Origin of the sequence: Rugosimonospora acidiphila (assembly GCF_039543385.1) — a bacterium.
Lineage (GTDB): Bacteria > Actinomycetota > Actinomycetes > Mycobacteriales > Micromonosporaceae > Rugosimonospora > Rugosimonospora acidiphila.
This window is the reverse complement of the sequence record NZ_BAABJQ010000008.1, coordinates 240287-265695: the sequence shown is the minus strand read 5'-3', so window position 1 is coordinate 265695 and position 25409 is coordinate 240287. Positions and strand designations below refer to the sequence as shown.

10 protein-coding genes are annotated in these 25409 nt (G+C 68.6%); 1 reads left to right on the top strand and 9 read right to left on the bottom strand.

Annotation, left to right across the window (positions count from 1 at the left end; genetic code table 11):
* Window positions 1–8: 8 nt before the first annotated feature.
* The 3 genes from ABEA87_RS16735 to ABEA87_RS16725 form a co-directional block, all read right to left on the bottom strand.
* A complete protein-coding gene (locus ABEA87_RS16735; protein ID WP_345630554.1) occupies window positions 9–839 on the bottom strand; it encodes a TNT domain-containing protein in 831 nt (276 codons plus the stop codon).
* Window positions 840–1086: 247 nt separating this feature from the next.
* Window positions 1087–3684: a carbohydrate-binding protein gene (locus tag ABEA87_RS16730; RefSeq protein ID WP_345630552.1), complete on the bottom strand. Its 2598-nt coding sequence runs from the start codon at window positions 3682–3684 to the stop codon at window positions 1087–1089.
* Window positions 3685–4676: 992 nt separating this feature from the next.
* The gene (locus tag ABEA87_RS16725; protein WP_345630550.1) at window positions 4677–5327 is read right to left on the bottom strand and encodes a hypothetical protein; all 651 of its coding nucleotides are present in this window, start codon (window positions 5325–5327) and stop codon (window positions 4677–4679) included.
* 529 nt (window positions 5328–5856) lie between these two features.
* Between ABEA87_RS16725 and ABEA87_RS16720 the strand changes: the two genes are divergently transcribed.
* The gene (locus ABEA87_RS16720; protein ID WP_345630549.1) at window positions 5857–6693 is read left to right on the top strand and encodes a peptidase inhibitor family I36 protein; all 837 of its coding nucleotides are present in this window, start codon (window positions 5857–5859) and stop codon (window positions 6691–6693) included.
* Between the two features lie 115 nt (window positions 6694–6808).
* Here the strand turns inward: ABEA87_RS16720 and efeB are convergent, their stop codons facing one another.
* The 6 genes from efeB to ABEA87_RS16690 form a co-directional block, all read right to left on the bottom strand.
* On the bottom strand, window positions 6809–8041 hold the full coding sequence (gene efeB / locus ABEA87_RS16715; RefSeq protein ID WP_345630548.1) for an iron uptake transporter deferrochelatase/peroxidase subunit: 1233 nt from the start codon (window positions 8039–8041) through the stop codon (window positions 6809–6811).
* Complete coding sequence (locus ABEA87_RS16710) at window positions 8038–8850, bottom strand: EfeM/EfeO family lipoprotein (RefSeq protein WP_345630547.1); 813 nt, start codon at window positions 8848–8850, stop codon at window positions 8038–8040. Before ABEA87_RS16710 ends, efeB begins: the two co-directional genes overlap by 4 nt.
* Window positions 8851–9253: 403 nt before the next feature.
* Window positions 9254–12460, bottom strand: a complete 3207-nt coding sequence (locus tag ABEA87_RS16705; protein ID WP_345630545.1) for an alkaline phosphatase family protein — start codon at window positions 12458–12460, stop codon at window positions 9254–9256.
* Window positions 12461–12588: 128 nt separating this feature from the next.
* Window positions 12589–20427, bottom strand: a complete 7839-nt coding sequence (locus tag ABEA87_RS16700; protein WP_345630544.1) for a beta strand repeat-containing protein — start codon at window positions 20425–20427, stop codon at window positions 12589–12591.
* On the bottom strand, window positions 20424–22232 hold the full coding sequence (locus ABEA87_RS16695; RefSeq protein WP_345630543.1) for an endonuclease/exonuclease/phosphatase family protein: 1809 nt from the start codon (window positions 22230–22232) through the stop codon (window positions 20424–20426). Before ABEA87_RS16695 ends, ABEA87_RS16700 begins: the two co-directional genes overlap by 4 nt.
* 124 nt (window positions 22233–22356) lie before the next feature.
* Window positions 22357–24498 (bottom strand): alkaline phosphatase family protein, encoded by a 2142-nt coding sequence (locus ABEA87_RS16690; protein ID WP_345630542.1) that lies wholly within the window; start codon window positions 24496–24498, stop codon window positions 22357–22359.
* Window positions 24499–25409 lie beyond the last annotated feature (911 nt).

Here is a 25409-nt window from a genome sequence, read left to right as displayed (position 1 = left end):
CTGTCCGCTCAGCTGCACGCGCCCGAGGGCGCCGCCCAACCATCCTGATCCACGCAGGTGCCGTCCAGGTACTCCTCGGTGATGAACTTGTGGTCGATCAGCCACTGCACGGTCACCGTGGTCGTCGCCTGCGGGAAGTACGCCTGGTTGAGCTCGAACTGGGTGCCCCCGCCGGGCTGGGCGAACCACGGTGCGATCGAGCCCGAATCCACGCTGAACGGCTTCAGGATGCAGTAGGTGTGGTAGTTCGCCAGCGGCGCCGGGGCGGTGTCCGGCGGGAACGGCGGCGTGCTCAGGTTCTGCGGCGGCAGCGAGCGAGCGTTGAAGGCCGTGCCGATCGGGGACAGGAACGTGCCTCCGGTGAAGCCGAAGCGGTCGAGGCGGTAGCCGGGGAGCAGGGTCTGTCGGGTCTTTGCCGCCTTGCCGTCGGGGCCGAGCACATAGCCGTTCTGTGGAGGGAAGAACAGCCGGACCGGGGTAGTGCTGGTCGCGGGTACGGTGTAGTTCTTCAGCCATTCGCTCTCGGACTGCGCGCCGAAGCGCTGGTAGCCGGCCAGCAGCGGGCCGACCGGCGAGGCAGTGGGCAGGTTGAGCGGGCCGAACAGCGCATTGTTGTTGTAGAACGCGGTGGTCTGCGGCGCGTTCGGCGGCGCGCCGGGATCGCAGAGACTCTGGGGCGGTGGCGGAGTCGATGTCCGCGGGGCCCCACTGACGGAGTCGCCGGCATCGGCCGCCGCTTGGGCGGTGACGGTGGACGGGCTCGCCATCGATACGGTGCTGGGGACCAGCGCCAGGACCGTGCCGAAGAGTATGGCGAAGAGCCAACGAGGTGATTTCACGTGAAACCTCCCGGTAAGGAACGATAGGCTCCTCAATCGTCCGGACAGTCATGCCCGAATGTGAGGATTTACCGCGTTCGCCACCGGAAGGGCTGACCCGCAGCGGAAGAGGCCCTCCTGCTTCGGTTGGGGCCGATCATCGGTATGTCTGGAGCTTCGGGCCGGCCGCGGAACAACCCACGCGCCAAGCAGGCGAACCCCCCGGCTACCAGGGGATTCGCCTGCTACGTCAATCAGCGACTTCGGGCTAGCTGATCAGCTTCCATGGGCCGTTGGGGTCGCCCGGAGCCTGGTTGCGGGTCCACCACTGGGCCTCGTATACGTGACCGGAGTAGGAGATCTGGTCACCGGCGGTGTATACCGTCGTCGCGGTCCAAGCGGCCGGGCCACCCTCTGGCGGCTGGGGGGCCACTTGCTCCCACGGGCCATTGGGGTCTCCTGGCTGCTGGTTGCGGGTGTACCAGCGCGCCCGGAACGTGTCGCCCTGGTAGACCGCCACGTCACCGGTGTTGAAGATCCGCGATGGCGTCCACAGCGGTACGCCGCCACTGGTTACGGCCATTTCCTGCCACGGACCGTTCGGGTCGCCCGGCTGCTGGTTCTGCGTCCACCACGAGGCCTGGTAGATCGCCCCCTGGCTGCTGACCAGATCGCCATTGTCGTACACCGCCGACGCGCTCCACGCCGGCGCGGTATCGAACTGCTGGGTGTATTGGTAGGAGTCATTGGGGACGTTCGTGTTGAAGTCCCAGGTGGCCCTCGCCGTGTCGACCTCGCTCACCGTCGCCGGCGGCGCGGAGTATGTGCAGGTGTACGGGAAGTCCGCCGTCACCAGCGCGCCGGGGTACAGCGGCGACGCCGCGATTGTGGCTCCGGTACCGCCCGTGACAACGCACTTCGCGTTCGGATCGTTCACCGAGTCGGTGACGGTCACGCCGCTCAGCGGGACGTTGTTGTGGTTGGTGACCGTGATTGTGCCGGAGACCGACCACGTGTTGGGTGGTGCCGCCTTCCCGGTCGATGAAACCGTGATGCCCGAGGGAATCGGCTGCATGGTGGCGTCCACAGTGGTCGTGGTGTTGGCCGTCACCGTGATCGGCGTCCCCGGGTGGTTGTAGCCGATGAGGGCACCCGTGCCCGGTCCACTCGTGTCGCCGTACCACGACGGTAGGTACGTGGCGTTCTGATCGATGAACTGGACGTTGTATCTGGCGCTGCCCGGGTTCACGAGCGGGATCGAGTAGGTGCCGTCACTCGCGCTGCAGGCCTGGTAGGTGGCCGGCGCGTAGTTGTTGCCCCGGTAGGTCGGCAGCGACGACGCCAGGAACACGTGTGCGCAGACGGCGGCCAGCGGGTGGCCGGCGGCGTCGGTGATCCTGCCCGCGATCACGCCGGTGGTTGGTGCGGGCGGCGCCCCGGCGACCACGGTCAGCGTGAGGGTCTGGGTCGAGGAGCCCTGGCTGTTCTGCGCCTTGAGCGTGATCGGGTAGGTGCCGGCGACGAGCGACGCCGGATCGCCCGACAACGTGGCCGTACCGTCGCCGTTGTCCACGAGGCCGACCCCGGCTGGCAACGTCCCACCGTCACCGGCGCCGGTCGCGGTCAGGCTCGCGGCCGGATCGCCGGTCGTCCGCACGGTGAAACTGTTCGCGGATGAGCCGGTATAGAAGCTCGTGTTCGCCACCGAGGTGACGGTCGGGAGCAACGGCCGGTCGAGCCCGTATCCCCATTCGAGCCGGTCGACGAAGGACTGGTTGCGGATGTGCGTGGCGTACGGGTCGTCCGTGGTGCCGCTGCCGGTGCGGGTCGCGACCGACCAGGAATCCGTGCTCCCGTAGTCCCAGTAGATGAGGCCGAGGTGGTTGGCGCGCGCGTAGTCGGTCACCGCGTACACATAGGACACGCAGTTGTTGCCGTCGCGCTGGCCGTCGAAGTTCGTGCCGCCCTCGCCGAGCCCGAACTCGGTGATCACCGTGCGGGACTCCATGCCCGCGATCTGGCCCTTGATCCACTGTGTCCAGGCTGCCTCGGTCGGGAAGTTCAGCCCGAACGAGCAGTACGGATGGTAGGAGAGCAGCGTGCCGTCGAGGCGGTGATCCTTGCCGAGCGTCAGGTAGTAGTCGTCACCGGTGCCGCCGAGGATCACCCGCCCGCGCGGGAAGTCCGAGTACCGCGTCAACCAGGCGGCGTCGAGGTCCGCGAGTTGGGTCGCGGACGGCCCCTCGTAGCCGGTCGCCGTGTCGCTGTAGCCTGCCGCCTCATTGAACGGCATGAGGTACACGTTGCCGTCGGCGGCATAGGTGTCGATCACCTTCTGCCACATCGCCCACCATGGGGCGTAGTCAGACACGGGGTAGCAGCCGTTGAACGTACCGTCCGTGCAGGGAACCGCGCTGCCGGCGCTGCCGTTGGACGGCGACCAGAAGCTCAGGACGACGTTCATGTCCAGGTCCGTCGCGGCCTGTACGACGGCGCCGTAGTTGGTCCACCACGCGCCCGCGACCGTCGCCTCGTTGAGTCCCAACCGGACGGTGTTGATGTTCAGGTTGCTCTTCAGGCTGGTGAGGATCTGGGTGGCCTTCAGGTACACCGTGTCGTAGCTGTCCGTCGCGGTGAGGCCGTCCTGGAGCAGGACCCCGGGCGTGAAGTTGTCGCCGCTGCGCTCCCAGTTCACGCCCCTGAACCGCTCGTTCAGCGGCTCGTCGGCGTGCGACGGCTGTGCGTACACGGCCGCGGTCGCGGCGCGGGCCGGTGCTGCCGTCGCGATGGACGCGAGGCCGACGAGCACCAGACAGAAGCTCAACCAGAGCGCCAGGTGCTGCTTGGCTAACCGATGATCTGCCAACGTAAGCACTCCCCTTTTTTTCCCTGAAGTGGTGCTTGGCGACGTACGGCTGTCGTAGCGGGTACGACTCCCCCGGGTGTCACGGGAGGCATCGACGGGGCGGATGAATCGCAGACGCTGGGGCGAGACGCAGCCAAGGAGAGTCGACGGCCTCCGGTACCGCCACGTGGGGGCAATTGGCGAAGTCTGTGCGATCTTGTGTGACACTGGGGGTGTGTGCGGTAACATCATCACTCCACTGTTTGTTTCGCGCAAGTGTCCAGACACTTCTACACATCAGTGGATCGGTGCGAATGGGTTGACTCGCGAATACCGCGTCGCGCGGCGATGCGGTCCAGTTCGTTGATGAGGGTGTCGGCGGTGAGGGAGCGGACGGCGCCATTGACGACGTGAGCCTGGCGCATCTCCCGCGAGGGCGTCGTTGTCCCCGACCAACCGATAGCCGACGCGGTTGCCACGGCGTCGAGCGTCTGCGACAACTGCTGCGGTCGGCGCGTCGGTTAATGCCCCAGCTCGGGCGGCCCTGTAGTCGATGACGGGATGCAGTTGCTCGATCCGGTCACGGGTGGTGAACATGGTCCAGTAACGGCCGGCGAGTTCGTCGGGGTGGACGGTGGGCAGCGCCGCCGTGGTGGGCAGGTCGAAGGCGAGTCCACCGGAGGTGAGGGCGCGGTGTCCGGCGCTGCCGATCACCATGGCGTTGACGGCGATCGTTCCGACGTAGACGCCGCCGTCCGCGACCTCGCCGTGCGACGCTCGCGTCGGCCGAGCGCGAAGTCGTCAACCCCGAGCACGCGGGGGACCCGCCAGGAATTCACTCACCGAAGGTGTGACGGCGGCCTCGGGTCGAGGTACACCAGGCGGCGGACCCGGACCTGGATTACCACCCGGCTGGATCGGCCGAGCCGACCCAGGCCGACCGGGCGTCGACCAACCGCGCAGGCGCTGCGTGATGCGCTGCCTGCGGCCGGATCGCCGCCCGGTCAACGGTTCTAATGGTTGTACTGGAACCAGGGCTGGGTCCAGCCGAGGTACGGCTTGCCCCAGGAGTCTTCGATCTGGGCGATGGTCGTCTCGGTCAGCGTGCCGTCGCCGTGGATGTCGCTGGATACGAACTTCCCGCCACCGATGGAGATCATCACGTGGCCGGCGCCGCCACCGAAGAAGGCGAGCCCGCCGGCGGGTACGGTGCGGTCGCCCGCGTGCTTGTACTTCGCCGGTACCGCCTGCCAGTGCACCAGCGCCGTGGTGGAGCCGCTGGCCGGGAACCCGTACGCCAGAGCCATCACGTGGTCGCAGCGGTTGTAGTAGTCGGCGTGGTACGCGGTCGTCTCGTGGGACTTGGCCCAGGACACGGCCGCCGCGCAGCCGTTCGGGTCGGCCAGGCCCGCCGCCGAGCACGCCTGGCCCGCGCCGCAGGCTGGCGCCACGGTGCCGTCGGAGCCGGTGTAGACGTACGTGTCGCTGACGTACCCGGTCGAGATCTTGTCCCAGATGTTGCTCTTCCCGTACGTGCCGGTGACCGTGTCGCCGGTGGTCTGGCAGCTGAAGTTGACCGTCGCGCCGTTGGCGACCGAACCGACCGCGGCGGAGGTGGTGTGCGGCCCAGAGCGCACGGTCAGCGACGCACCGGCGGTGTGCACGGTACCGGTGGCGGCGGCGGCCCGGCGAAGGCGAGCATCGCGGCCACGGTACCGGTGAGTGCGGCACCGGTGAGCTGAAGTCCGCGACGCACCCGGTTTCTATCAGGGTTCACGGGCTCTCGTCCCTCATGAAGGTTTCCCGACAGTATGCCGATCAATAGAAATATGTGGCTGGTTCGACCAGCGGGTGCGCATTGGGGCTTGGGTCTGCTCGATTCCTTCACGCGGGCCCCTCGGGAAGGTATGCTCGCCCAAGCCATCCACATACATCAATCAAATTGATCCACATGTATACACGTTGCTCTGGAGCGTTGTGGCTGCGGCGTTCCAGGGGTGCCGGGCGCGGGTGGCTCGGCGAGGGCGTCGTTGGGCGGCGGCGGATTGCTGGGTCGGGGTGTTCCCGACCCGAACCACGTCAGCGGAGCTGCGGCAAGCCCGCTTGGTTATCACCCGATCACGACGTCAGCTCCCGCCCCACAAGTTTGAAGGACCCCGGGAACCATCGATGACACAAGAAGGAGCACCCGGAATGAAGATGCTCCCCCGCGTCCTCACCGGTGCGGCGGCCCTGTTGGCACTCGCCGCGCCGATCCTGCTCTTTGCCCAGCCCGCCAGTGCGGCCTCGCGTGACGGCGTCTGCGACAGCGGCGAATTCTGCTACTACTACAACAGCAGCGAGCAGGGCTCGGTGTCGGACTTCACGAGTTCGGTCAGCGACTACGGCACGACCGAACCGACCTGCTACGACTTCAAGGGCCCGGGAAACGGCCAGGGCACCTGCATCAAGAACAATGCCGCGTCGGTGTGGAACCGCAGCAGCCAGACCGTACGCGTCTACTACAACACCAGCTACGCCGGCTCCTATCAGGACATCACCGCCGGGGCCAAGGGCAACCTCAACGCCACTCTGATGAACGAGAACGCCTCGCACCAGTTCCTCAGCTCAGGCGGCAGCACCTGCTCGACCTCCGGCCTTGGCGACCCGAACACCTGCGCCCAGGCGGTGTCCTGGGCCAAGTCGCACGAGGCCACCACCTACAACGCCGACTATTACGACCGGTGCGACCACGTGGTCGGCCTCGCGTACGGGTGGGGCGCGTCCGGCTCGACCACGGCCTACAACCACTGGCTCGCGGTGCCGTCAGCGTACAAGCACGCGGGTGACCGCAACGTCCCGGCCGGCGGTCTGGCGTTCTTCAGCGGTGGCGCGGGTCACGTGATGATCTCTATCGGCGGTGGCCAGTTCGTCTCCAGCGACATCGGCGGCAACGGCACGCTGACCGTCACCACGATCGCAACGATCGAAAGCCGCTGGGGCAAGCCGTACCTCGGCTGGACCCAGCCCTGGTTCCAGGCGAACCACTGACCGGTCAAGCAACCGGGCCTCGGCTCGCCTCCTCGGCGCGCCGAGGCCATGCGGCGGGCAGCTGGGCTACCCCGGTATGAGAGGTCGTACCGCAGGTACCAGCGGACCGCCACGTTCAGGCGAGCAGGCCGCGGCCGAACCAGTCGCGCGGGTCCTGAACTCCGGGCAGTGCGAAGAAATAGCCCCCACCGTAGGGAGAGATGTAGTCGACCAGCGGTTCGTCGACGAGCCGCTTCTGGACGGCGGCGAACTGCCGTTCCAGGTCCTGGTTGAAGGCGATGAAGACCAGTCCCATATCGAGTTGGCCGTTCGGGTCGACGCCGTTGTCGTAGTTGTAGGGCCGGCGCAGCAGGCGGGACGAGTCCGTCTGCGCAGTGCGCGGGTTGGCCAGCCGGATGTGCGCATTCGTGGGAATGGACTCTCCGCTGGGATCGTGGACGAAGTCGGGCGCGTCGAACTCGCTGCTACCGGTATTCGGGGCGCCGCTGTCCTTGCGCCGTCCGATCATGTTCTCCTGCTCACGCAGGTTCACCCGGTCCCAGAACTCGACGAGCATCCGGATCAACCGGACCACGTGGTACGAACCACCGGTGGTCCAGGCCGGTTCGCCGTCACCGCCGCGGGTCCAGACCAGCTTCGCCATGTCGGCCCCGTCGCTGGTGTCGGGGTTGGCGGTGCCGTCCTTGAAGCCCATCAGGTTGCGTGGGGTGCCGGCTGGGCGAGGGGGCGACACGAAACCACTCTGCCGCCACCGCGGTTGCATGCCACCTCGGGTGGCGCGGCTGATCTCGCGCAGCGCGTGCACGGCCGTGTCGGGGTTGTGGGCGCAGATCTGCAGCAGCAGATCGCCGTCGCACAGCTCACGGCGCAGCGCGTCGTTGGGGAAGTCCGGCATCGTGGTCAGCTTGGCGGGCCGCTGCGCGGCCAGGCCGAAGCGGGCGTCGAACAGGGATGCACCCACCGAGAGCGTGACCGTCAGGCCGTCCGCCGGCACGCCCGGCCCGAGCACGCCATTGTCGGCCGGCGGCCCACTGATGCCCAGATCGCCCGGCGCCCCACCGGCGGTCAGGGCACGGGCCCGGGCGGTGATCGTCTGGAACAACTCGGCCAGTTCGGCCCGGCTGCTCGTTGTGGCGTCGAATGCCGCGACGAGGCCGGACCGCTGCGCCGGGGTCAGGATGCCTTGCTGGTGCGGACCGTGGAACGGAAACGCCGACGGCGTCGCCGCCGCGCCGGAGACGTCCGCGTGCGCGGTCGCGCCCGTCAACGCGGTCGCGCCAAGGGCCCCGGCGCCGGCCCCCAGCACTCCGCTCAGGAACCCTCGCCGGCCGAACGGCACACCACTCATTGCGACGCCACGCGTTCGTCGCAGATCGCCGCGATCGGTGCCAGCAGTTCCACCAGGTTCTCCAGTTGAGCGTCGAGAGTCTCCCGCTGCGCCCGGGTCAGCTCGTCGAGCGGCGTCCAGGTGCCGGCATGATCGAATCCGGTCACCAGCCGCTGGGCGGCGGTGAGCGCGGCCTTGGCCGAGGACAGCTTCGGGTAGCGGTTCACCAGCAGCGCAGACAGCAGATTCAGCGTCTCATTGGCTCCGACCAGGTTGGCTCCGATGGTCGCGAGGTTGCTGTGTGAACCGGCGTCGGTCGTGCCGTTCAGTTCGAACTGGATGGCATTCTCGACGATCTCGTGGGCGCGTAACGCGATGATGTTCGGGTCGATATCAACGGTCGCGAACTGCGTGATCAGCTGATCGACCGCGTGAAGGAGGCCGGCGACGGCGGCTTGCGATGCCGGCGCGGGCGCGCCGGACCACAGCAACGCCTCGATCTTGTGGAAACCGGTCAGGTTAGTGTCCTGCGCGGCCGGCACGTCACTGGCCGGTGCCGCGTTGATGGCCGAGTCCAGATCGCCGAACGCGTCGTAGGCCGCGCCAAGCGTCTCGTAGGTCAGGTGGGCGGTCAGCCAGTCCGCCTTGGCCTTGGCCGTGTCACCGGCGGCAACGTCGCTGGCCAGCACCCCGACCTGGCTCCGGAGCACCGGCAGGCGGCCGGCGACCCACGCCTGATAGGCCTTGGCCACCGGGATGAGATCAGCCTGCGTGACCGGTCGTACCGCCGGCGTCGTGCCGGATATCCCGCTCGCGGCACCGATGGTCACGGTCGGGCCCATGACCGCTGACTCGTCGGCGGGAAAGCACTCGAAGCGGTAACGGCCGTTGCCGAGTGTCACCGTCGTCATCAGGGTGGCGCCGGCGCCGATCCCCTCCAACTCCTGATACACCGCACCATCGGAGGGGTCGGCGAGGTAGACGTCCATCGGCGCGCCGAACTTGTTCGTGACGGCGAACGTCAATGACCCACCATGCGGTGCGCTCCACGCACCACCGCACGCATCGATATTCGTATCGATAGCGATGACCGAACTGCCGGCCGACGACGACCCGCTGCACCCACCCGCGGCGAGGGCGAGAGCGAGGCCGGCCGCGAGCCCGGCTACCCGAACACCCCTCACCCTCACCACGTGGGATCCCCTTCAATGTCGAAAACCATCTGGCGCGGGCCTACTTCGCCGACGTGACCTTCACGATCGCGCTGCTGCTGGTCTGCACCGTCGCACTCCCGGCATACACGGCCTGCAACTTGTGAGAGCCCACCGCGAGCGGCGCGAGCGTCACCGACGCCTTGCCGTTCGCGAGGGTCACGGTCTTCTCCAGGATCGCACCGTCATAGATCTGGACCGTGCCCGTCGGTGTGGTGCCGCTCGCGGTGACCTTGATCGTCAGCGACGGCTGCTGCTTTGTGTTCAATGACGTGTCCGCCACCTTCAGCGTCGTCTTGGACGTGGCCTTCGCTACCGCGAGCGTGACGGTCTTGCTGGTGCTTGCCGTCACCGCCGCGCTGCCGAGATAGGCGGCGTGCAGGGTGTAGCTGCCGGCCGGAAGGCTGAGCGCGACCGTGGCCACCCCCTTGGCCAACTTCACGCTCGTGAGCAGCGTCGAACCGTTGTACACGCCGACCTTGCCGCTCGGCGTGACCTTCTTGGCGGTGACCGTGACGGTGGCGGTCACCGAATCGGGATAGGTCACCGACGGTTGCGACAGGGTGAGCGTCGTGACCGAGGCGATCGGCTTCGCCACCTGCTTCAGAACCTGGATCGTGACGGTCACCGGCGTGGCCGCGATCCCCCGGTCCGAGCCGGTGATCTGCACGGTGTAGGTGCCCGGGGTGCTCGACTCCACGCCGGTCAGGTCCACCGGGTCCAACGCGCCGGACGAGATCGAGGCCGACGTGTCGGCGAGTACCTGATCCGAGGTCAGCGTCGTCCCGGCCGTGCTCGTGATCGCGGACTGACCAACCGTGATGACCGGGATGGCCACCACTGCGATGCTCAGCGTCACCGGGGCGGCGTGCTGGGTGCCGTCCGCACCGGACACCACGACCTCGTACGTGCCGGGCTTGCTGAAGTCCACACCCGACAGGTCGAGTTCATCGAGCGCGCCGTGGGTGATGGCGGCGCCGGCGGCGGTGGCAACCTGCGCCGCGGTGGGCGAAGCGCCGACCGGATAGGACAGCGCCGGCTTGGCCAGCGTGATCACTGGTGCCGCGGACGGTCCAGCGTCCGTCACGATGACGGTCAGCGTCGCGGGGATCGCCGGGACGCCGTTGCCCCCGCCGGTGATCTGCACCTCGTGGGAGCCGGCCTGGGTGAAGTCGATGCCGGACAGGTCGGGTAGGGCCAGCGTCCCGCCGACGATGGTGGCGCCGGCCAGGCTGCGCAGGAAGGTCGGCGACGGCGCCGTACCCGCCGTCACGGTCACCGTTGAGTGCGCCAGGGTGATGAACGGCGCCACCTGCACGGTGATCGTCTGCGGGTTCATGGCGGGCACGCCGCTGTTCGGGGCGGACTGGTCGCCGTTCGCGCCGAGGGCTCCGGTGACGGTGACGCTGTAGGTGCCGACCACGTCGGGCTTGACCGAGGAGAGGTCGACCGACAGGCTGCCCGCCGTGATGGACGCGTCGACGCCGTCAGCGCCGAGGAAGTCGGCCTCGCTGGGCAGGGGGTCTTCGGCGCGCAGTGTCACCGTGTGCCGCGCGGCGGTGATCGTCGGTGCGGCGACGGGTGCGGAGGCGTCGACCGGCTTGGACGCCACCGCGCCGAAGGTCGGGTTGATGCACGTCGAGAAGTCGGTCACGCCCACACAGCTCGCGCCCGGCTTGTACATCGTCGAGTCGAGCAGCACCTCGTTGCCCTGTGGGTGGCTCCAGTCGAAGAAGTCGTCCAGGCTGTTGGCGGTCGCGTCGAACGATCCCTTGACTGCGGAGCTGTCGTCGATCCGGCCCGTCGACCAGTTGTCCTCGATGAACCGCAGCACGCTCGCCTGGGTGGTCATCACGTGGGAGACGTAGTTCTTCTTGGCATAGGGCGAGATCACCAGCAGCGGCAGCCGTTGCGAGGGCCCACACCGGCCGGCGTAGCCATCGAGCATCGGCACCCCGTCGCCCGCGGCCCGGGTGCAGATCGTGGTGTCGCCGGCGGCGCCTGACGAGGAGTTGGTGATGGTCGGGGCGACGTGGTCGTACCAACCGTCGGAGTCGTCGTAGGTCACCACTATCGCGGTCGAGGACCAGTACGGCGACTGTTCGATGTCGTTGATTTCCTTGGTGAGGAACGCCTGCTCATCCAGCGGGCCGCTGTTGCCCGGGTGGGCGTTCTCGGCCGCGGGCGGCTTGAGCATCGACACCGCCGGCAGGCTGGCGCCGTCGACGTTGTTCAGTGCGTCATCGAACAGCGACAGGTCGTACTGGTGGTTCGCCGGCCCGTCATGACCGATCTCGCTGTCGGCGGCCGGTGGGGTGTGCGCCCAGTTCTCGGTCGAGGCGTAGTACTGGAACGGGTCGTGGTGGGCGACGTAGTCCTCCTGCGCGGCACCGGCGACGTTCTGGCTCGTCTCGGATGCCGAGGCGAAGCCGCCCTGGAACCATCCCCAGGAGACGCCCTTGCCGTTGAGCAGATCGCCGATGTTCGCGCCGTGCATCGACGGCGTGGACACGCTCGCCGCGTTACCGAAGGTGTCGCCGTTGGCGTCGGCGTCGCTGTTGACGACGGCGGTTCCGGAGTAGGTGTTGCCGCTGACCAGGTTCAGGTGGCCGGGCGTGGACGGGCCGAAGACCGTGTCCCAGTTGTTGTCGCTCATCGCGTAGTTCTGGGCGTAGTTCCAGAGCCCCGTGACGGTGTTGCCGTCGTAGTAGTCCATGACGAGGCCGGGCGAGGAGAAGGTGCCCTGGGTCGTGCAGGTGCTGTTGGTGGACTGCACGAACTGGTCCAACCCGCCGGTACCCATCGCCTGCTGCTCGGGACCGTATGAGTGGTTCTGGTCGCAGGTGATGGCCTGCGATGAGGTCAGGCGGTCGGGCTGGTAGGTGTTGGGATTCGGCGCGGTGTAGAACGTGGAATCGGTCGGCAGGCTCGCGTTCGGGTTGTGCGCGGCGACCTGGGCGCCCGGGGCGTCGCCCGGCACCAGGCCGGCGTTGAGCATCGTGTTGATGTCGGTCGGCGTGCCCGCCGCGGGGGTGAACGGGGTGCCGTCGGAATTGGCGGCGTACGGGTACGTGCCGAAGTAGTGGTCGAAGCTCTCGTTCTCGTCATAGAGCACCACGACGTGCTTGATCGGCGTCGTCGTGTTCTGTGAGTTGTCCGGCAGTGCCTCGGCCTGCGACTGACCGGGCAGCGCGACCGTGACGCCGGCCAGGCCGGAGACTGCCAGCACGGCTACTAACCCGAGCTGCGGCCAGCGATGCTTGGATCCCGGGCGACGACGCTTGCTGATCATGTTCTGTCCCGCACTCTCGTTCTGTCCCGCACTCTCGTTGACGGTGGCCGGCGTGCTCTCGCGGCTCACTTGACGGCCGTTGTCGCGTCGGAGAACGCGGTGGCCGTGAGATATCCGTCCGCCGCCCCGGTGACGGCGACGGTGATTTCGGTGTTCTGGTACGTGCTGGCGATCTGGTAGGCGGCGCCCGTGGCATGCGGGATCTTCTTGCCGTCCGCGTACCACTGGTAGGAGAACGTCGGCTTCGGGCTCCACTTGCCGGTGGCGACCGTCAGGGTCTGGCCGACCTTGGCCTTCCCGATGATCGTGGGTGTGCCGGCGCGCACGGCGGCCGCCTCGGCAGTCACCGCCGCCGAGGTCACCGACGTGGTCACGTACGCGACCCGGGAGCCGACCACCCGCACGCTGACCTGCTTGCCAGCATCGGCGGCCACGAGCACGTACGTCGCGCTCGTCGCGCCCTTGATCGCCTTACCGTTACGCAACCACTGGTACTCGAAGTACTTCGGCATCGGCGACCAGGCGCCGACGGACACGGTCAACGTGGAGCCCACCGTCGCCGTCCCCTTCACCTTCGGCGTGGGCGCGGTGAACACCCCGGCCCCCACCGTCACCTTCGCCGAGGTCACCGACGCGGTCACGTACGCGACCCGGGAGCCGACCACCCGCACGCTGACCTGCTTGCCGTAGTCGGCGGCCACGAGCACGTAGCTCGCACTCGTCGCCCCCTTGATCGCGGCACCGTCACGCAGCCACTGGTACTCGAAGGTCTTCGGCGCCGGCGACCAGGCGCCGACCGACACCTTCAACGTGGAGCCCACCGTCGCCGTCCCCTTCACCGTCGGCGTGGGCGCGGTGAACACCCCGGCCGCCACCGTCAACGCCGCCGAGGTCACCGACTTGGTCGTGTAGCCCGCGCTCGCCCCGGTCACCTGCACCCGCAGCTTCGCACCGAGGTCAGCCTTGGTCGGGGTGTAGGACGCGCCGGTCGCACCACCGATGGCCACGCCGTTGCGCAGCCAGCTGTAGGCCAGCGTCGGTTGCGGTGTCCACGTGCCCGGAGTGGCCACCAGCGCCTCGCCGACCCGGGCCGTGCCCGTCAGGGTCGGCTTCGGAGCCACGAACGTGCCGGCCGCGACGGTGACCGCCGCGGAGTAGGCGGTGGTGGCCGGGAAGCCGTCGGGCGTCTCCGTCACGGCGACCTGCAGCAGGTGGCCGGCATCGGCGGCGACCGGCGTGTACGTCTTACCGGTCGCGCCGGCGATGGCCACGCCGTCCCGAAGCCAGCTGTACGACGGCGACCCGGCGGGCACCCACGTGCCGGGGTTGGCCGTCAGCTGCACACCGATGCGCGGCTGGCCCTTGATCGTCGGGGTGCCGGCGACCACCGGCGACCCTCCGCCCGATCCCCCGCCCGGACCGGTCTGCGGGTCCTGCAGGACCACGGTCACCGTGACCGGTTGGGCAGCGAAACCGTAGTCGTCGACCGCCGTGAGCGTCACGTCGTAGTCGCCCGCCTTGCTGAAGTCGACGTTCGACAGGTCGACGTCCAGCGTGCCGGTCGTGTTCAGCGACGCCCCGACGTCGGCCAGGAGCTGGTCCGAGTCGACGGGTGTGCCGGTCACGTAGTCGACGCTGGTCACCAGGGCGGTGATCGCGACGACCGGTACGACGTTCACCGTCACGGTCACGGCCCGGCTACCTACGCCGGCGGCGGTGCCGACGATGGCCAGGGCGTACGAACCGGTCTGGGTCAGGTCGGCGCCGGAGCGGTCCAGCGCCGCGGTGCCGTCCAGCGACACCGTCGCGCCGAGGTCGGCCAGGATCTTGGCGTCCGACGGGACGTTACCCACCTGGTACGCCACCGACGTCCGCGACGTGCTCACCGTCGGCACAGCCAGCTCGGGCACGGCGGCCAGCGCGGGGCGTCCCGCCCCGTCCGACCAGGCCCACACCGGGCTGGCGCTGCCGAAGTCCCAGCCCAGCTCGATGTAGCTCTGCTCGTCCGACAGGTCGCCCGCGGCGGTGGGCGTCCCGTCCTGGTCGCCGTGGCCGCTGAAGCTCGCGGCATCGCCGGTGAGATTCGCGCCCAGCGTCGTGTTCGAGCTGACCAGGTTGTCGGTCTCGACCCAGTCGCTCGCGCCGGCGCCGGTGCCTGACACGTCACCGAGCACCAGCCCGGCGAAGCCGGTTCGCGAACCGCCCTCGCTGGCGTACGAGACCGAGCCGCCGAACACCACGTTGTCCGCGAGGTGGACGGTGTTGTCGGTCGTACCGCCGGTGGTCGCCGTGCCGACCGCGCCGAGCACGCCGCCGGCCGAGACCCCGGCGCCCGGCCCGACCAGCGAGTCGCTCGTCGTGTCGACGTCGATCAGGTTCCGTTCGATCGCGACCGCACCCACGGCGGAGGCGACGAGGCCACCGACCTTCCAGCGGCCCGCGATCGAGGTCTGCGACACGCTGGTGTCCGTGATCGTGGTCGTGCCGTTGTCGGACACCGATGACCCACGGTCGGCGTAGTGGTTGGCGAACGCGTCGGCGACGAGGCCGCCGATGTCACCGGTACCTCCCGCACCGGTGGTGCTGAGCGTGGCCGCGATCACCGAGACATCACTGATCGTCGAGGAGTACACGTCGGCGGCCAGGCCCGCGGCGTCGCTGGCGCCCTGGCCGAGGACGTTGTTCACGCTGAGGTTGCGCACCGTCGCGCCGTCCAGAACCCGGAAGAACGCCAACGTGTCGCCGTCCGTGGCACCGTCGGTCGCGTACGTGAGGTTGCTGATCGTGTGACCGCCACCGTCGAAGACTCCGGTGAGCAGGTCGATCCCGCTGAAGTTGTCGCCGGCGTAGTTGATGTCCGCGGTCAGCTGATAGTGCGCGCTCTGGTAGACGGCCGGCCCGCTGTCGAGCGCGGCGACCGCGTTGTCGAGGTCGGCCCGCGAGCCGATCAGCAGCGGGTCGGCCGCGGTGCCACTGCCCAGCAGGGCAGTGACGACGATCGTGGTGTCGACCGTCGTGGTCACGCCGTTGTCCGTCGCGCTGATCGTCGCGGGGTAGCTGCCCGGCAGCTGGAAGTTGACGCCGCCGTCGGTGGGGTCGCCCAGGGTGATGCTCAGGGTGCCGTGATCGGTGACGGCGCCGAACTGCTTGAGCAGGTCGGCCTCATCGGGCTCGGGGGCCTGGGCCGACACGATGATCGACGGGCCGGCCAGCGCCACCACCGGGGCGGAGAAGTTGGCCGGCAGGTAGGACAGGATCGGGTGACTGGCCAGCCCGGCGTCCACCCAGGACCAGGCCGACGACGCGCCGAAGTCGAACCCGATGCCCTCGTAGGTGGCCTGCTGGGCCAGGGCGGCGGGCGTCACCGGGGTGCCGTTGTCCGGGGTCGCCGCGTTGGTGCCCGGGGCGAGGACCACGTTCGAGCTGACCAGGTTGTTCGTTCCGAGCGGGGTGCCCGCGGTGGCCTCCTGCCCGATCGCCGAGGTGGTGTGCGTGCCGGTACCGGTGACCGAGCCGCCGTAGATCACGTTGCCGGTGGCCAGCGCGGGTGCCCCGGAGGCCTCGACCTCACCGGCTCCCGCCCCGGCACCGCTCGTGGTCTGGGCGACGGTGGCGTTGACCAGGTTGTTCGTGAGCTTGCCGGCGCCGTTGCTGGTGAGCGCCGCGGCGTACTTGTTGCCGGTGACCGTGGTGTTCCAGACCATGCTCTGGGTGATCGTGCCCGTGGTCGCCCGGGCCAGGCCGCCGGTGAACGAGTTGGTGGCGCAGGCACCCCGCGTCATGACGACCGACGAATCCACCAGTGCGACCCGGCTCAGCGTTCCGCTGAGTGTGTCCACGACGCCCGCGAGGTAGTTCGTCTGACCGCTCACGCAGGTCACGGCGGCGTCGACGTGCGACAGCTCGAGGTTCTCGATCGTGCCGGTGACGGTGTCGAACATCGCCGTGATCGGAGACGCCGCGGTGGAGGTCGCGTACGCGATGTTGCTGATCGCGTGACCGTTGCCGTCGAAGGTACCGCCGAACCAGGCGAAGTCGGCGAAGGTCTTGGCGCCGTAGTCGATGTCAGAACTGAGCCGGTAGGTCGCCACGGCCGCGCCGGTGTGGGCCGTGTCCTGGTTGATCAGCAACGCCGCCGTGTCCAGGTCCTGGGCCGAGCCGATCAGGTACGGGTCCGCCGCCGTGCCCGAGCCGGGCAGCAGCACGTTGATCGTGGCGGGTACGGGTACGGCGGCCACGCCATGCAGCGAGCCGGTGACGTTGACGCGGTAGCTGCCGGGGGTGTCGAAGTCGACGCCCGACAGGTCCACCGACACCGTGGCCCCCGAGCTGGCATTGCTGATGCTTGCGCCGAGGGCGCTGAGCACGGCCGGTTCGTCCGGGTCGGCTCCCTCGACGAAGGTGACCGTCGGGTGCGCAACGGTGATCACGGGCGTCGGCACCGCCGTCACGGCGAGCTGGAGGTTCACCTGCGTCGCCGGCGCGTCGACCAGACTCACGCTGTAGGTACCCGGCGTGTTCTCGTCGAATCCGCTCGGGAAGACCACGCTCGGGGTGCTGCCGTCGGTCGCGGTCGCTCCCGATCCGGCGAGCACCGCCGCACCGTTGTCAGCGGTGATCGAATCGCCGGCGACGAAGCTCAGCTGCGTCGAGGTCACCTTGATCACCGGCGCGCTCGCGGCGACGACCTTCACGGTCACGGTCGTCGGGCTGCCGGCGACGCCGCGCAGGTCCGCTGTCACCCGCACCGGGTAGGAGCCAGTGGTGGCGGCACCCGCCGCGGTGTTGACGGCGGCGAGATCGCCGGTGTCAACGGCGAGCGTTCCCTGCGCGGCGGTGGCGCCCGAGCGGACGAGCAGCTGCTCCTCGGTGATGCTGTCGGTCGCGTTGAGGTCGAGGGTCGGGTCGAGCACGCTCACCGTCAAGGCGCCCGGGTCGACGATGTTGACGGTCACCGGACGGGGCATCGTCGCGACGCCGCCGTCGGTGGCGGTCACCTCGGCCGGGTAGGTCCCGGCGGTGCCGAAGTCGACGCCGGACAGATCCACGTCGTAGACCGGGGATGCGCCCTGCTGGTCGACAACCGGTGCGGCGGCGGCCAGGATCGCGGCCTTCGCCTGCGCAGCCGACTCGGCGCCGACCGCGTAGCTGAACTGGACCGTGCCGGTCAGCTGCAACAGCGGCGCGGTGCGCAGCACGGGGTGGTTGTCGATGGCGTCCCACGCCCACGGCGTGGCGCCGCCCGTGAAGTCCCAGCCGGCGCCCTCGTAGGTCGATTGCTTGGCGAGGTCGGTGGCGCTGACGGGCGTGCCGTTGCTGGGTGGCGTGTTATTGCCGTTGGTGGACGGCTGGATGGCGGCGTTCGAGCTGACCAGGTTCGTCGGGCTCGTCGCGCCCGCGGCGATGGCGTTGACGGTGTGGGTTCCGCCGGTCGCCGGGGTCGTACCCGTACCGGCGGTCACCGAGCCGCCGAAGATGACGTTGCCGGTGGTGGTCACCGTGCCCGCGGGCACCGCGTCGACGCCGCCGACGGTGGCACCGGCACCGCTGGTGGGCTGGTAGATGGTGGCGTTGACCAAGTTGTTGGTGATGACGGCGCCATTGGCCGGCGCGGCCGCGATGCCACCCGCGTACTTGTTGCCGCCGATGGTGCTGTTCCACACCAGGTTGTTCGTGATCGTCGCGGCGCCCGAGGTGATGCGGACCAGGCCGCCCACGAACGAGTTCGTGGCGCACGCGCCGGTGGTCATGACCACGGACGAGTCGATCAGTTCGACACCACTCAGCGTGCCGCCGCTCAGGCTGTTGACGACCCCGGCGTCGTAGTAGGTCGCGCCGCCGGCACAGGTCACGTTCGAGGTCAGGTGCGAGAGCACCAGGTTCTCAATCGTTCCGGTGTCGGTCGTGAACATCGCGGTGACCGGCGCGGTGTCGGTGGAGGTCGGGTTCACCAGGTTGCTGATGGTGTGTCCGGCTCCGTCGAACGTCCCACCGAACCAGGTGATGCCGGCGAAGGTCTTGCCGCCGTAGTCGATGTCCGCGCTCAACGCGTAGTGCGCCATCGCGGCACCGGTACGGGCCGCGTCGGCGTTGATCGTGGCCGTGGCGTAGTCGAGATCCGCGGCCGAACCGAGCTGGTAGGGGTCAGCCGCGGTCCCGCTCCCGGCCAGCGTGACGTTGACCGTCACCGGCACCGGCGTGGCCGACAGGCCGTTGAACGACGCGGTGACGTTCACCGTGTTCGTGGCCCCGGGCGTGGCGAAGTCGGCGGCGCCCAGCGTGCCGAAGTCGACGCCGAGCGTGCCCTTGTCGGTCGTGGCCTGAGTAGCCGCCAGGATCTGAGCCGCCGTCGGCATCGCACCCGCGGGCACCGAGATCGTGGTGATCGGGACCGAGAGGGTCGGACCCGCGGTCGGCACCGTCACCGTCACCGTGATCGGCACGGTGGTCGTGAAACCGTCCGCGGTGCCGATGAGGTACGCCGTCTGGGTGCCGGCGGTGGCCGTGTCCACGCCACTCAGATCGGCCGACAGCGTGCCCTTGTCGATGCTCGCTCCGGCCTTCGACTCCAGGGCGGCGGCGTCCAGCTGCGAGCCCTGCGTGACGGTGATGCTCTGCGTCGTCGTGGTCACCTTGGGCGCCCGCGACAGCACCGGATGCTGGGCGGTGGTGTCCCACGTCCAGGTCTTGGTGAAGTCCCAGCCGAGGCCGTCGCCGCTGCCGTCATAGGTGGCCTGCGTCGCGAGTGCGGACGGATCGGTGTACGTGCCGTTGTCACCGATGGTCCAGCACTTGCTGCCGGTGACGGGGTCGGCCGTGCCCGTGCAGTTGGTGTAGTCGTAGGGGTGATTGCCGCTCCAGCCGATGGCGAAGCTGCTGCCGTACGGCCAGTCCGCGGGTACGGCGATCGGGCTGGCGGTCAGCCCGAGTTTGGCGTCGGCCGCGATGTTGAGGCTGTTGTTGGCGTTGACCAGATTGTTCGAGATCGTGATGCCGGTGCCGGCGGAGGATCCACTGACCCAGCCGCCGTTGTAGGCGCTCGAGCCGAAGGAGCGCGTGATCGAGCCGGAGTGGATGACGTTGTCCCGGATCGCGACACCCGCGGTGCCCGTGATGCTGCGCACGAGCAGGGTCGCCGTTTCGCCGGCCCCGCTGGCGGTGTTGCTGACCGCGGCCGAGACGAAATTGTCCGAGACCGTCGAGTTCGACCCCACGTTGGCTACCAGGGCGCCGACGTACTTCAGTCCGGTCACCGTCGTGCCGCTGAGGTAGTTGTTGCTGATCGTGCTCGGGGCGGCCTGGGTGCCTGCCACCGTGTCGACGAGTCCGGCCAGCGCGGCGCTGGTGCTCCCGGTGGTCACGGAGACGGTCGAGTCGATCAGGCCGACGCCGGTGATGGTCGAACTGGTCACGGTCCCGGCGAGCGCGGCGACCGGATAGGAGTCGCTGGCCGACTGGTCGGGCGGCACGGTGCTCACCGCGTCGAGCGTCAGGTTCTGCACCGTCGCGCCGCTCAGCGTGTAGAACACGGCGCTCGCGGCGGTGGTCCCGGTCACCGTGACCGTGTTCACCAGGTTGCTGATCGTGTGCCCGTTGCCGTCGAACGTGCCGCCGAACCAGGTGAAGTCGGCGAAGGTCTTGCCCGCGTAGTCGACATCGGTGCGCAGCCGGTAGCTCGCGATCGCCGCACCGGTGTGCGCGGTGTCGGCGTTGACGGCGGCCGCGGCGGCGTCGAGGCCGGCCGCGCTGTCGATGAGGTACGGGTCGGCGGCGGTGCCGCTGCCGCTGACTCCGGCGATGGTGTCCGCCAGGGCGTCCGGTCCGGGCAGTGCCACCACGCCCGTCACGGCAAGCGCGCTGACCGCGAGCCCGGCGAGGAGGGCGCGAACGTTGAAGGACCTCATTTCACGACCCCCGTCTGTGCCGAAGTCACGGTGACGGTGGCGTAGCCGGCCTTGCTGCCGGTGACACTCACCGTGAGCCGTTCACCCTCGAACTTCGCGGCGACCTTGTAGCTCGCTGTGGTCGCGCTCTTGATCGCGTTCCCGTCCGCGTACCACTGGTAGGTCAGGGACGGCTTCGGGCTCCACGCCGCGGTGGTGGCCGTGAGGGTTTGGCCGTGGACCGCCGTGCCGGTGATCTTCGGTTTGGGCGGGGATGCGAACTGGCCGTCAACGACTCGGCTGGCGACCGAGGTCACCGCCTTGCTGGTGAAGCCGGTGGCGGAGGCGGTCACCCGCACGGTCAGTTTCGTTGCGTCGTCGGCCGCGACCACCGCATAGGTCGGCTTGGTCGCGCCGCTGATCGCGGCGCCGTTGCGCAGCCACTGGTAGCTGTACGTGCTCGGCGTCGGCGCGAAGCCGGTGACGGACGCGGTCACGGTGCTGCCGACCTGCGCTGTCCCGGCGATCGTCGCCGTGCCGGCGGTGAACTTCTGTGGCTTGGTGTTGACCGGGTTGGAGGTCGTCGGCGCGGTCGACGGGGAGGTCGTCGGTACGGTCGACGGTGGAGTCGTCAGGGCGGTCGCCGGCAGCTGGAACAGCGTCACGGCGGCGGCGTGATCGGACGGCCAGTCCGTGGAGGGTCCTCCGGGGCCGGTCCAACCGGTGTAGTACGACTCGGCGCCCAGCACGGTGAGCCCGCCCGCGTAGTCGACGTAGTCGATGCGATCGGCCGGGCCCTCGGTGCTGTCGGCGGCCACCGACGGCCAGGTCGGGCCGGCGTCGGTCGTCGGGTCGGGGTTCGCCACGCGGAACGAGTCCGTCAGCCCGGCGCTGTCGAACGCGGCGGGCACGGGCCAGTTCACCGCTCCCGCGTTGCAGTGCGCGGCCGAGGTCGCGCTCGTCCAGTCCGAGCCCGACGGAGAGGCCAGATCGCCGAGCATGATCACCGGCGTTCCGCTGCCAGCGGCGGCGGTGACGTCCGCGCCCATCGCAGACGCCACGGCCTGTGCTTGTGCGTAACGGGTCGTGCCCAGCTCGTGCGTCACGACGTCGGTCGCTCCGGAGCAGGCCCTGGTGGGGCCGTAGTCGCTCTCGTCCAGATGGGTCACCCAGACCCGAACCGGCGCTCCGTTCACGTCCAGCGTCACCGCCGCGGCCGGGACACTCGCCGTCGGCGGGGTCACGTTGCTGATCGGATACGCGCTGACGATGCCCAGATCTCCGCTGCCCTGCGAGGCGGTGGCCTGCCAGGAGTGCCAGCCCAGTTCGTTCGCCAGTTCGCTGGCCTCGAACGCGCCCGACTCCTGAACGCCGAGGACCTGGATACCTTCGCCGGCGATCGTGCTCAGCACCTTCTGCTCCGCGCCCGAGGCCGCGTTCGCGCCGGCGTCATCGAGGTTCAAGCTGGCAACCTCCAGATGCTGCGCCGCTCCGCCGGCCAGCACCGGGACGACGACCTGCAGCGAATCCGACGACGACTGTCCCGCCGCTTGCACGGTGACCACTACCGACTGGTTCGAGACATCGCTCGGCACGGTGCCGGTCACGACGCCCTCGGAGGTGACGCTCAGCCAGTCCGGGCCAGCGACCTTGACGAAGCTCAGGGGTTGATCACCGGTCCACAGCCCACGCACCGGCTGTGAGACGACGCCCCCCTGCGGCACCTGCGCCGCTGTCAGGGCGTCGACGGCGAATCCGCCGTCGGCGGAGGAACCGGACTGCGACGCGTATGCCGCGCCGACGAGGACGCTGCACGTGGCGGCCACCGCAATCGCTGAACCAGCTACGCGCAGTAGCCGAGACTTCGGAACAGGCACTTCAATTCTCCGGTCGGTGCATTATCGGGCGGAACGGAATGCGGTCGGGCTTTCGGTGGATGGTCACCGTTGATCAAGCAGTCGCGTTGACGCGCCCCGCGTAGCGGTGTCGGAACCCGCTGTCCGAGGTGTCGGTGATGATCACGTCGTAGTAGCCGTCCTGGTCGGTCGGCCAGTCCACCGTCGAGGTGGCGCCGCCCGCGACGACCACGGTCTGCGCCGTGCCCGCGTAGTCGTTCGGGGTCAGGTTGAAGACGACCTGGTTCAGGCCTTCGTTGCCCAGGTGGATCCGCAGCACCCGGTTGGCCCCGGTCACCAGTTCCGAGGTCGCGGTCGGTGCCGCGCCGATGCTCATGCCCTCGTGCCGCACCGACCCGGCGAAGGAGCGGATGAACCGGTCCGGGCCGTAGATCGACATCGCGTACTGGCCGCTGGTCACCCTCGAGTCCCAGACGTGGGTACGAGGCGTCCCCTTCACCACCGTGTACGGCGTAGCGCGCAGCGGCAGGTACGCGTCCGGGTAGACCAGCAGGCTGCAGCCGGAGTCACCGTCGTTCGACAGGGTCACCGTCACGGCGCCCGTCGAACCGTCCGCCGACATCACCGCGTTCTGCGCGTACGGAACGGGACGCCGCACCCGCCGGCTCGACGGGTCCTCTGCCGCCGGCACGGGCATGCTCTGCGATCCGACCGGCGGAGGCGCGGCGGTCGGCAGCTTCTGGTCCGCGGCCACGGCCGCGACCAGCACGGTGGCGTCGGGCAGTTCGGGCACCGAGAAGTCGGGATTCGCGAAGTCGAACCCGGACAGGAGATCGCCGCAGACGGTGCGTCGCCAGTCGGTGATGTTCGGGTTGTGGATCGTCTTCCCGCGCGCCTGCTGCAGCCACACCTCGAGGAACTGCGTCACCGAGGTGTGGTCGAAGACCTCGGAGCAGACGGCGCCGCCGTTGTGCCGGGTCCACGGCGAGATCAGCATCAGGGGGACCCGGCCGCCGGGGCCCAGCGGATTGCCCTTGACGAACTCGTCCGTGGTGCCGAGTTCGGCCATCGGCGGCAGGACGTGGTCGAACAGCCCGTCGTTCTCGTCGTAGGTGGTAATCAACAGCGTGGAGTTCCAGACGTCTGGGTTGGAGGCCATCGCCTGGATCACCCGGTAGGTGAAGGCCATTCCCCGATCGGTGCTCGCCGGGTGTTCGTCCCAGCCGTTGCCCGAGTTGATGAACGCCACCTCGGGCAGGGTGTTGTTCGCACAGGCCTCGATGAAGTCGGCCAGGATTATGTCGATGTTGGCCGGGTCGGTGGCGTTGGGCAGCAGGACCAGCGGCGGGGAGTCGACCAACTTCGCCCGCACGGCCTGGTCGCGTACCGCGGGGTCCGTCGACGTGGCTGCCGCGTGGATGCGGGCGAACGATCGCGCCCCCATGTCGTTGGCGTCGCCCGCTGCCGCCATGGCCCGCCAGTCGACACCGGCGTCCTGCATCAGGTCGTAGATCGATGTCCAGGACGGGTTACCGGAGGGCGGGTTGCTCAGCTCCGGACCACCGGCGACGCCGTTCGGGTCGATCGTTCCGCTCCACACGTAGAAGCGGTTCGGGTCGGTGGAGCCGTTGAACGAGCAGTGGTTGTGGTCGCAGATCGTCCAGTTGTTGACCAGCGCCCAGTGCCAGGGAATGTCGTCCTCGGTGAAGTACCCCATGGTCTGCGGGGTCTTGTACGTCGTCCAGGCGTTCCACGCGCCCTTGTTCCACATCGGGACGCCGTCGGTTGCCCAGCCGTGCGGCAACGAGTTCATCCCGAGCGCGTTCACCTTCCCCGAAACCAGCCGGAAGGGCAGCAGGTAGCCGCCGTCCGATCGGGACGGGTCCGGCTGGTGGAAGACGCTGAGCCCGTTCTGGAAGGTCAGTGCCTGCTTGTCCCCGAAACCACGCACCCCGGGAACCATCCCGTAGTAGTGATCGAAGCTGCGGTTCTCCTGCACGAGCACCACGACATGCTTGATGTCGGCGAGCGTGCCCGTCAGGCCCGACGGGGTCGTCCCAGGGCTGGAGCCGGTCCCGAGCCCGTTGGCCGCCGCCGCGGCCGAGTTGGCCAGCCACCCGCCCAGCGCGCCGGTACCGAGAACAGCGGCACTGGCCGTCAGGAAACCGCGACGGCTCAATCCTGGCCTGGCGATCGATGCGAGACGATCGCGGCGGGCGTCCTTGCTCGGGGCCATCTGGCTGTACTCCTCGCGTTGCGTCCGAGCTGGCGTCGAGCGGGCATGGCTCGACCTCACCCGGCTAGCTGGTTTGGCAGTCGGAGTGAATCAGCGGCAAATGAATTTGCCGTAAACCTGATCTTGCGTGTACTGCCGAATCGGAAGGCTAACCAGACTCGACCGGTGCAATAGCCAGAAACGCGATGGTGCGAGGCGCTCTCAGCCAAAATGCGAATTCCTCGGCCCAGACAGCTCGGCTCTGGCAACAGTTCCGTCTCGATGCGCGGCAAGCCCGGCCGTGGATCGCCGTCGCCGAGATCGACCCACATTCAGACAGTCCTCTTCGATGTGTCCGGACGGCCACCGTACCAACGACGGCAAGCTCGCGACTGGACATGCCTTCGGGAACCCGACCCAGATCAACCGTGTTGTTCGCGCTCGCGCAACGCGACAGAGAGCTCGTTCGTTCCGCTCTCGCGCATTTCGGTCCCGCTCGCACCGAAAGCATTTATCGACTTCCTTATCAGGTTCAATCCCTGGTGCAATCGGGTGAAGTTACTACCGATACTCCGCGCTCGATGAAGCGCTACGCGCCGCGGACCATGTGAAGTAAGACCGCCCCCTGGCACAGTCGCGAACGCGCGGCCCGTTTCCCTTATGGCCGTCGATAATGGCCCTCGCCTTTCCATCCCGTCATCAACGGATGGCCCGGCGCGGCAGACGGCCCGCACGCATTACCGCCCCAGCAGCGATTTGGTGGAATTGAGATATTCCGCGACCCTTGACAGCCGGCGGAGACCTGACTAGCGTTCTCGATTGTTACCGTTAACAAAGTTCCACTTACAAACCTTCGTTGCCAGTGACGTACGCAGTTGCTGGCTGGACCGTGGTCGCGAATAACGATCCCATCGGCCGTCGATGAACTTGGC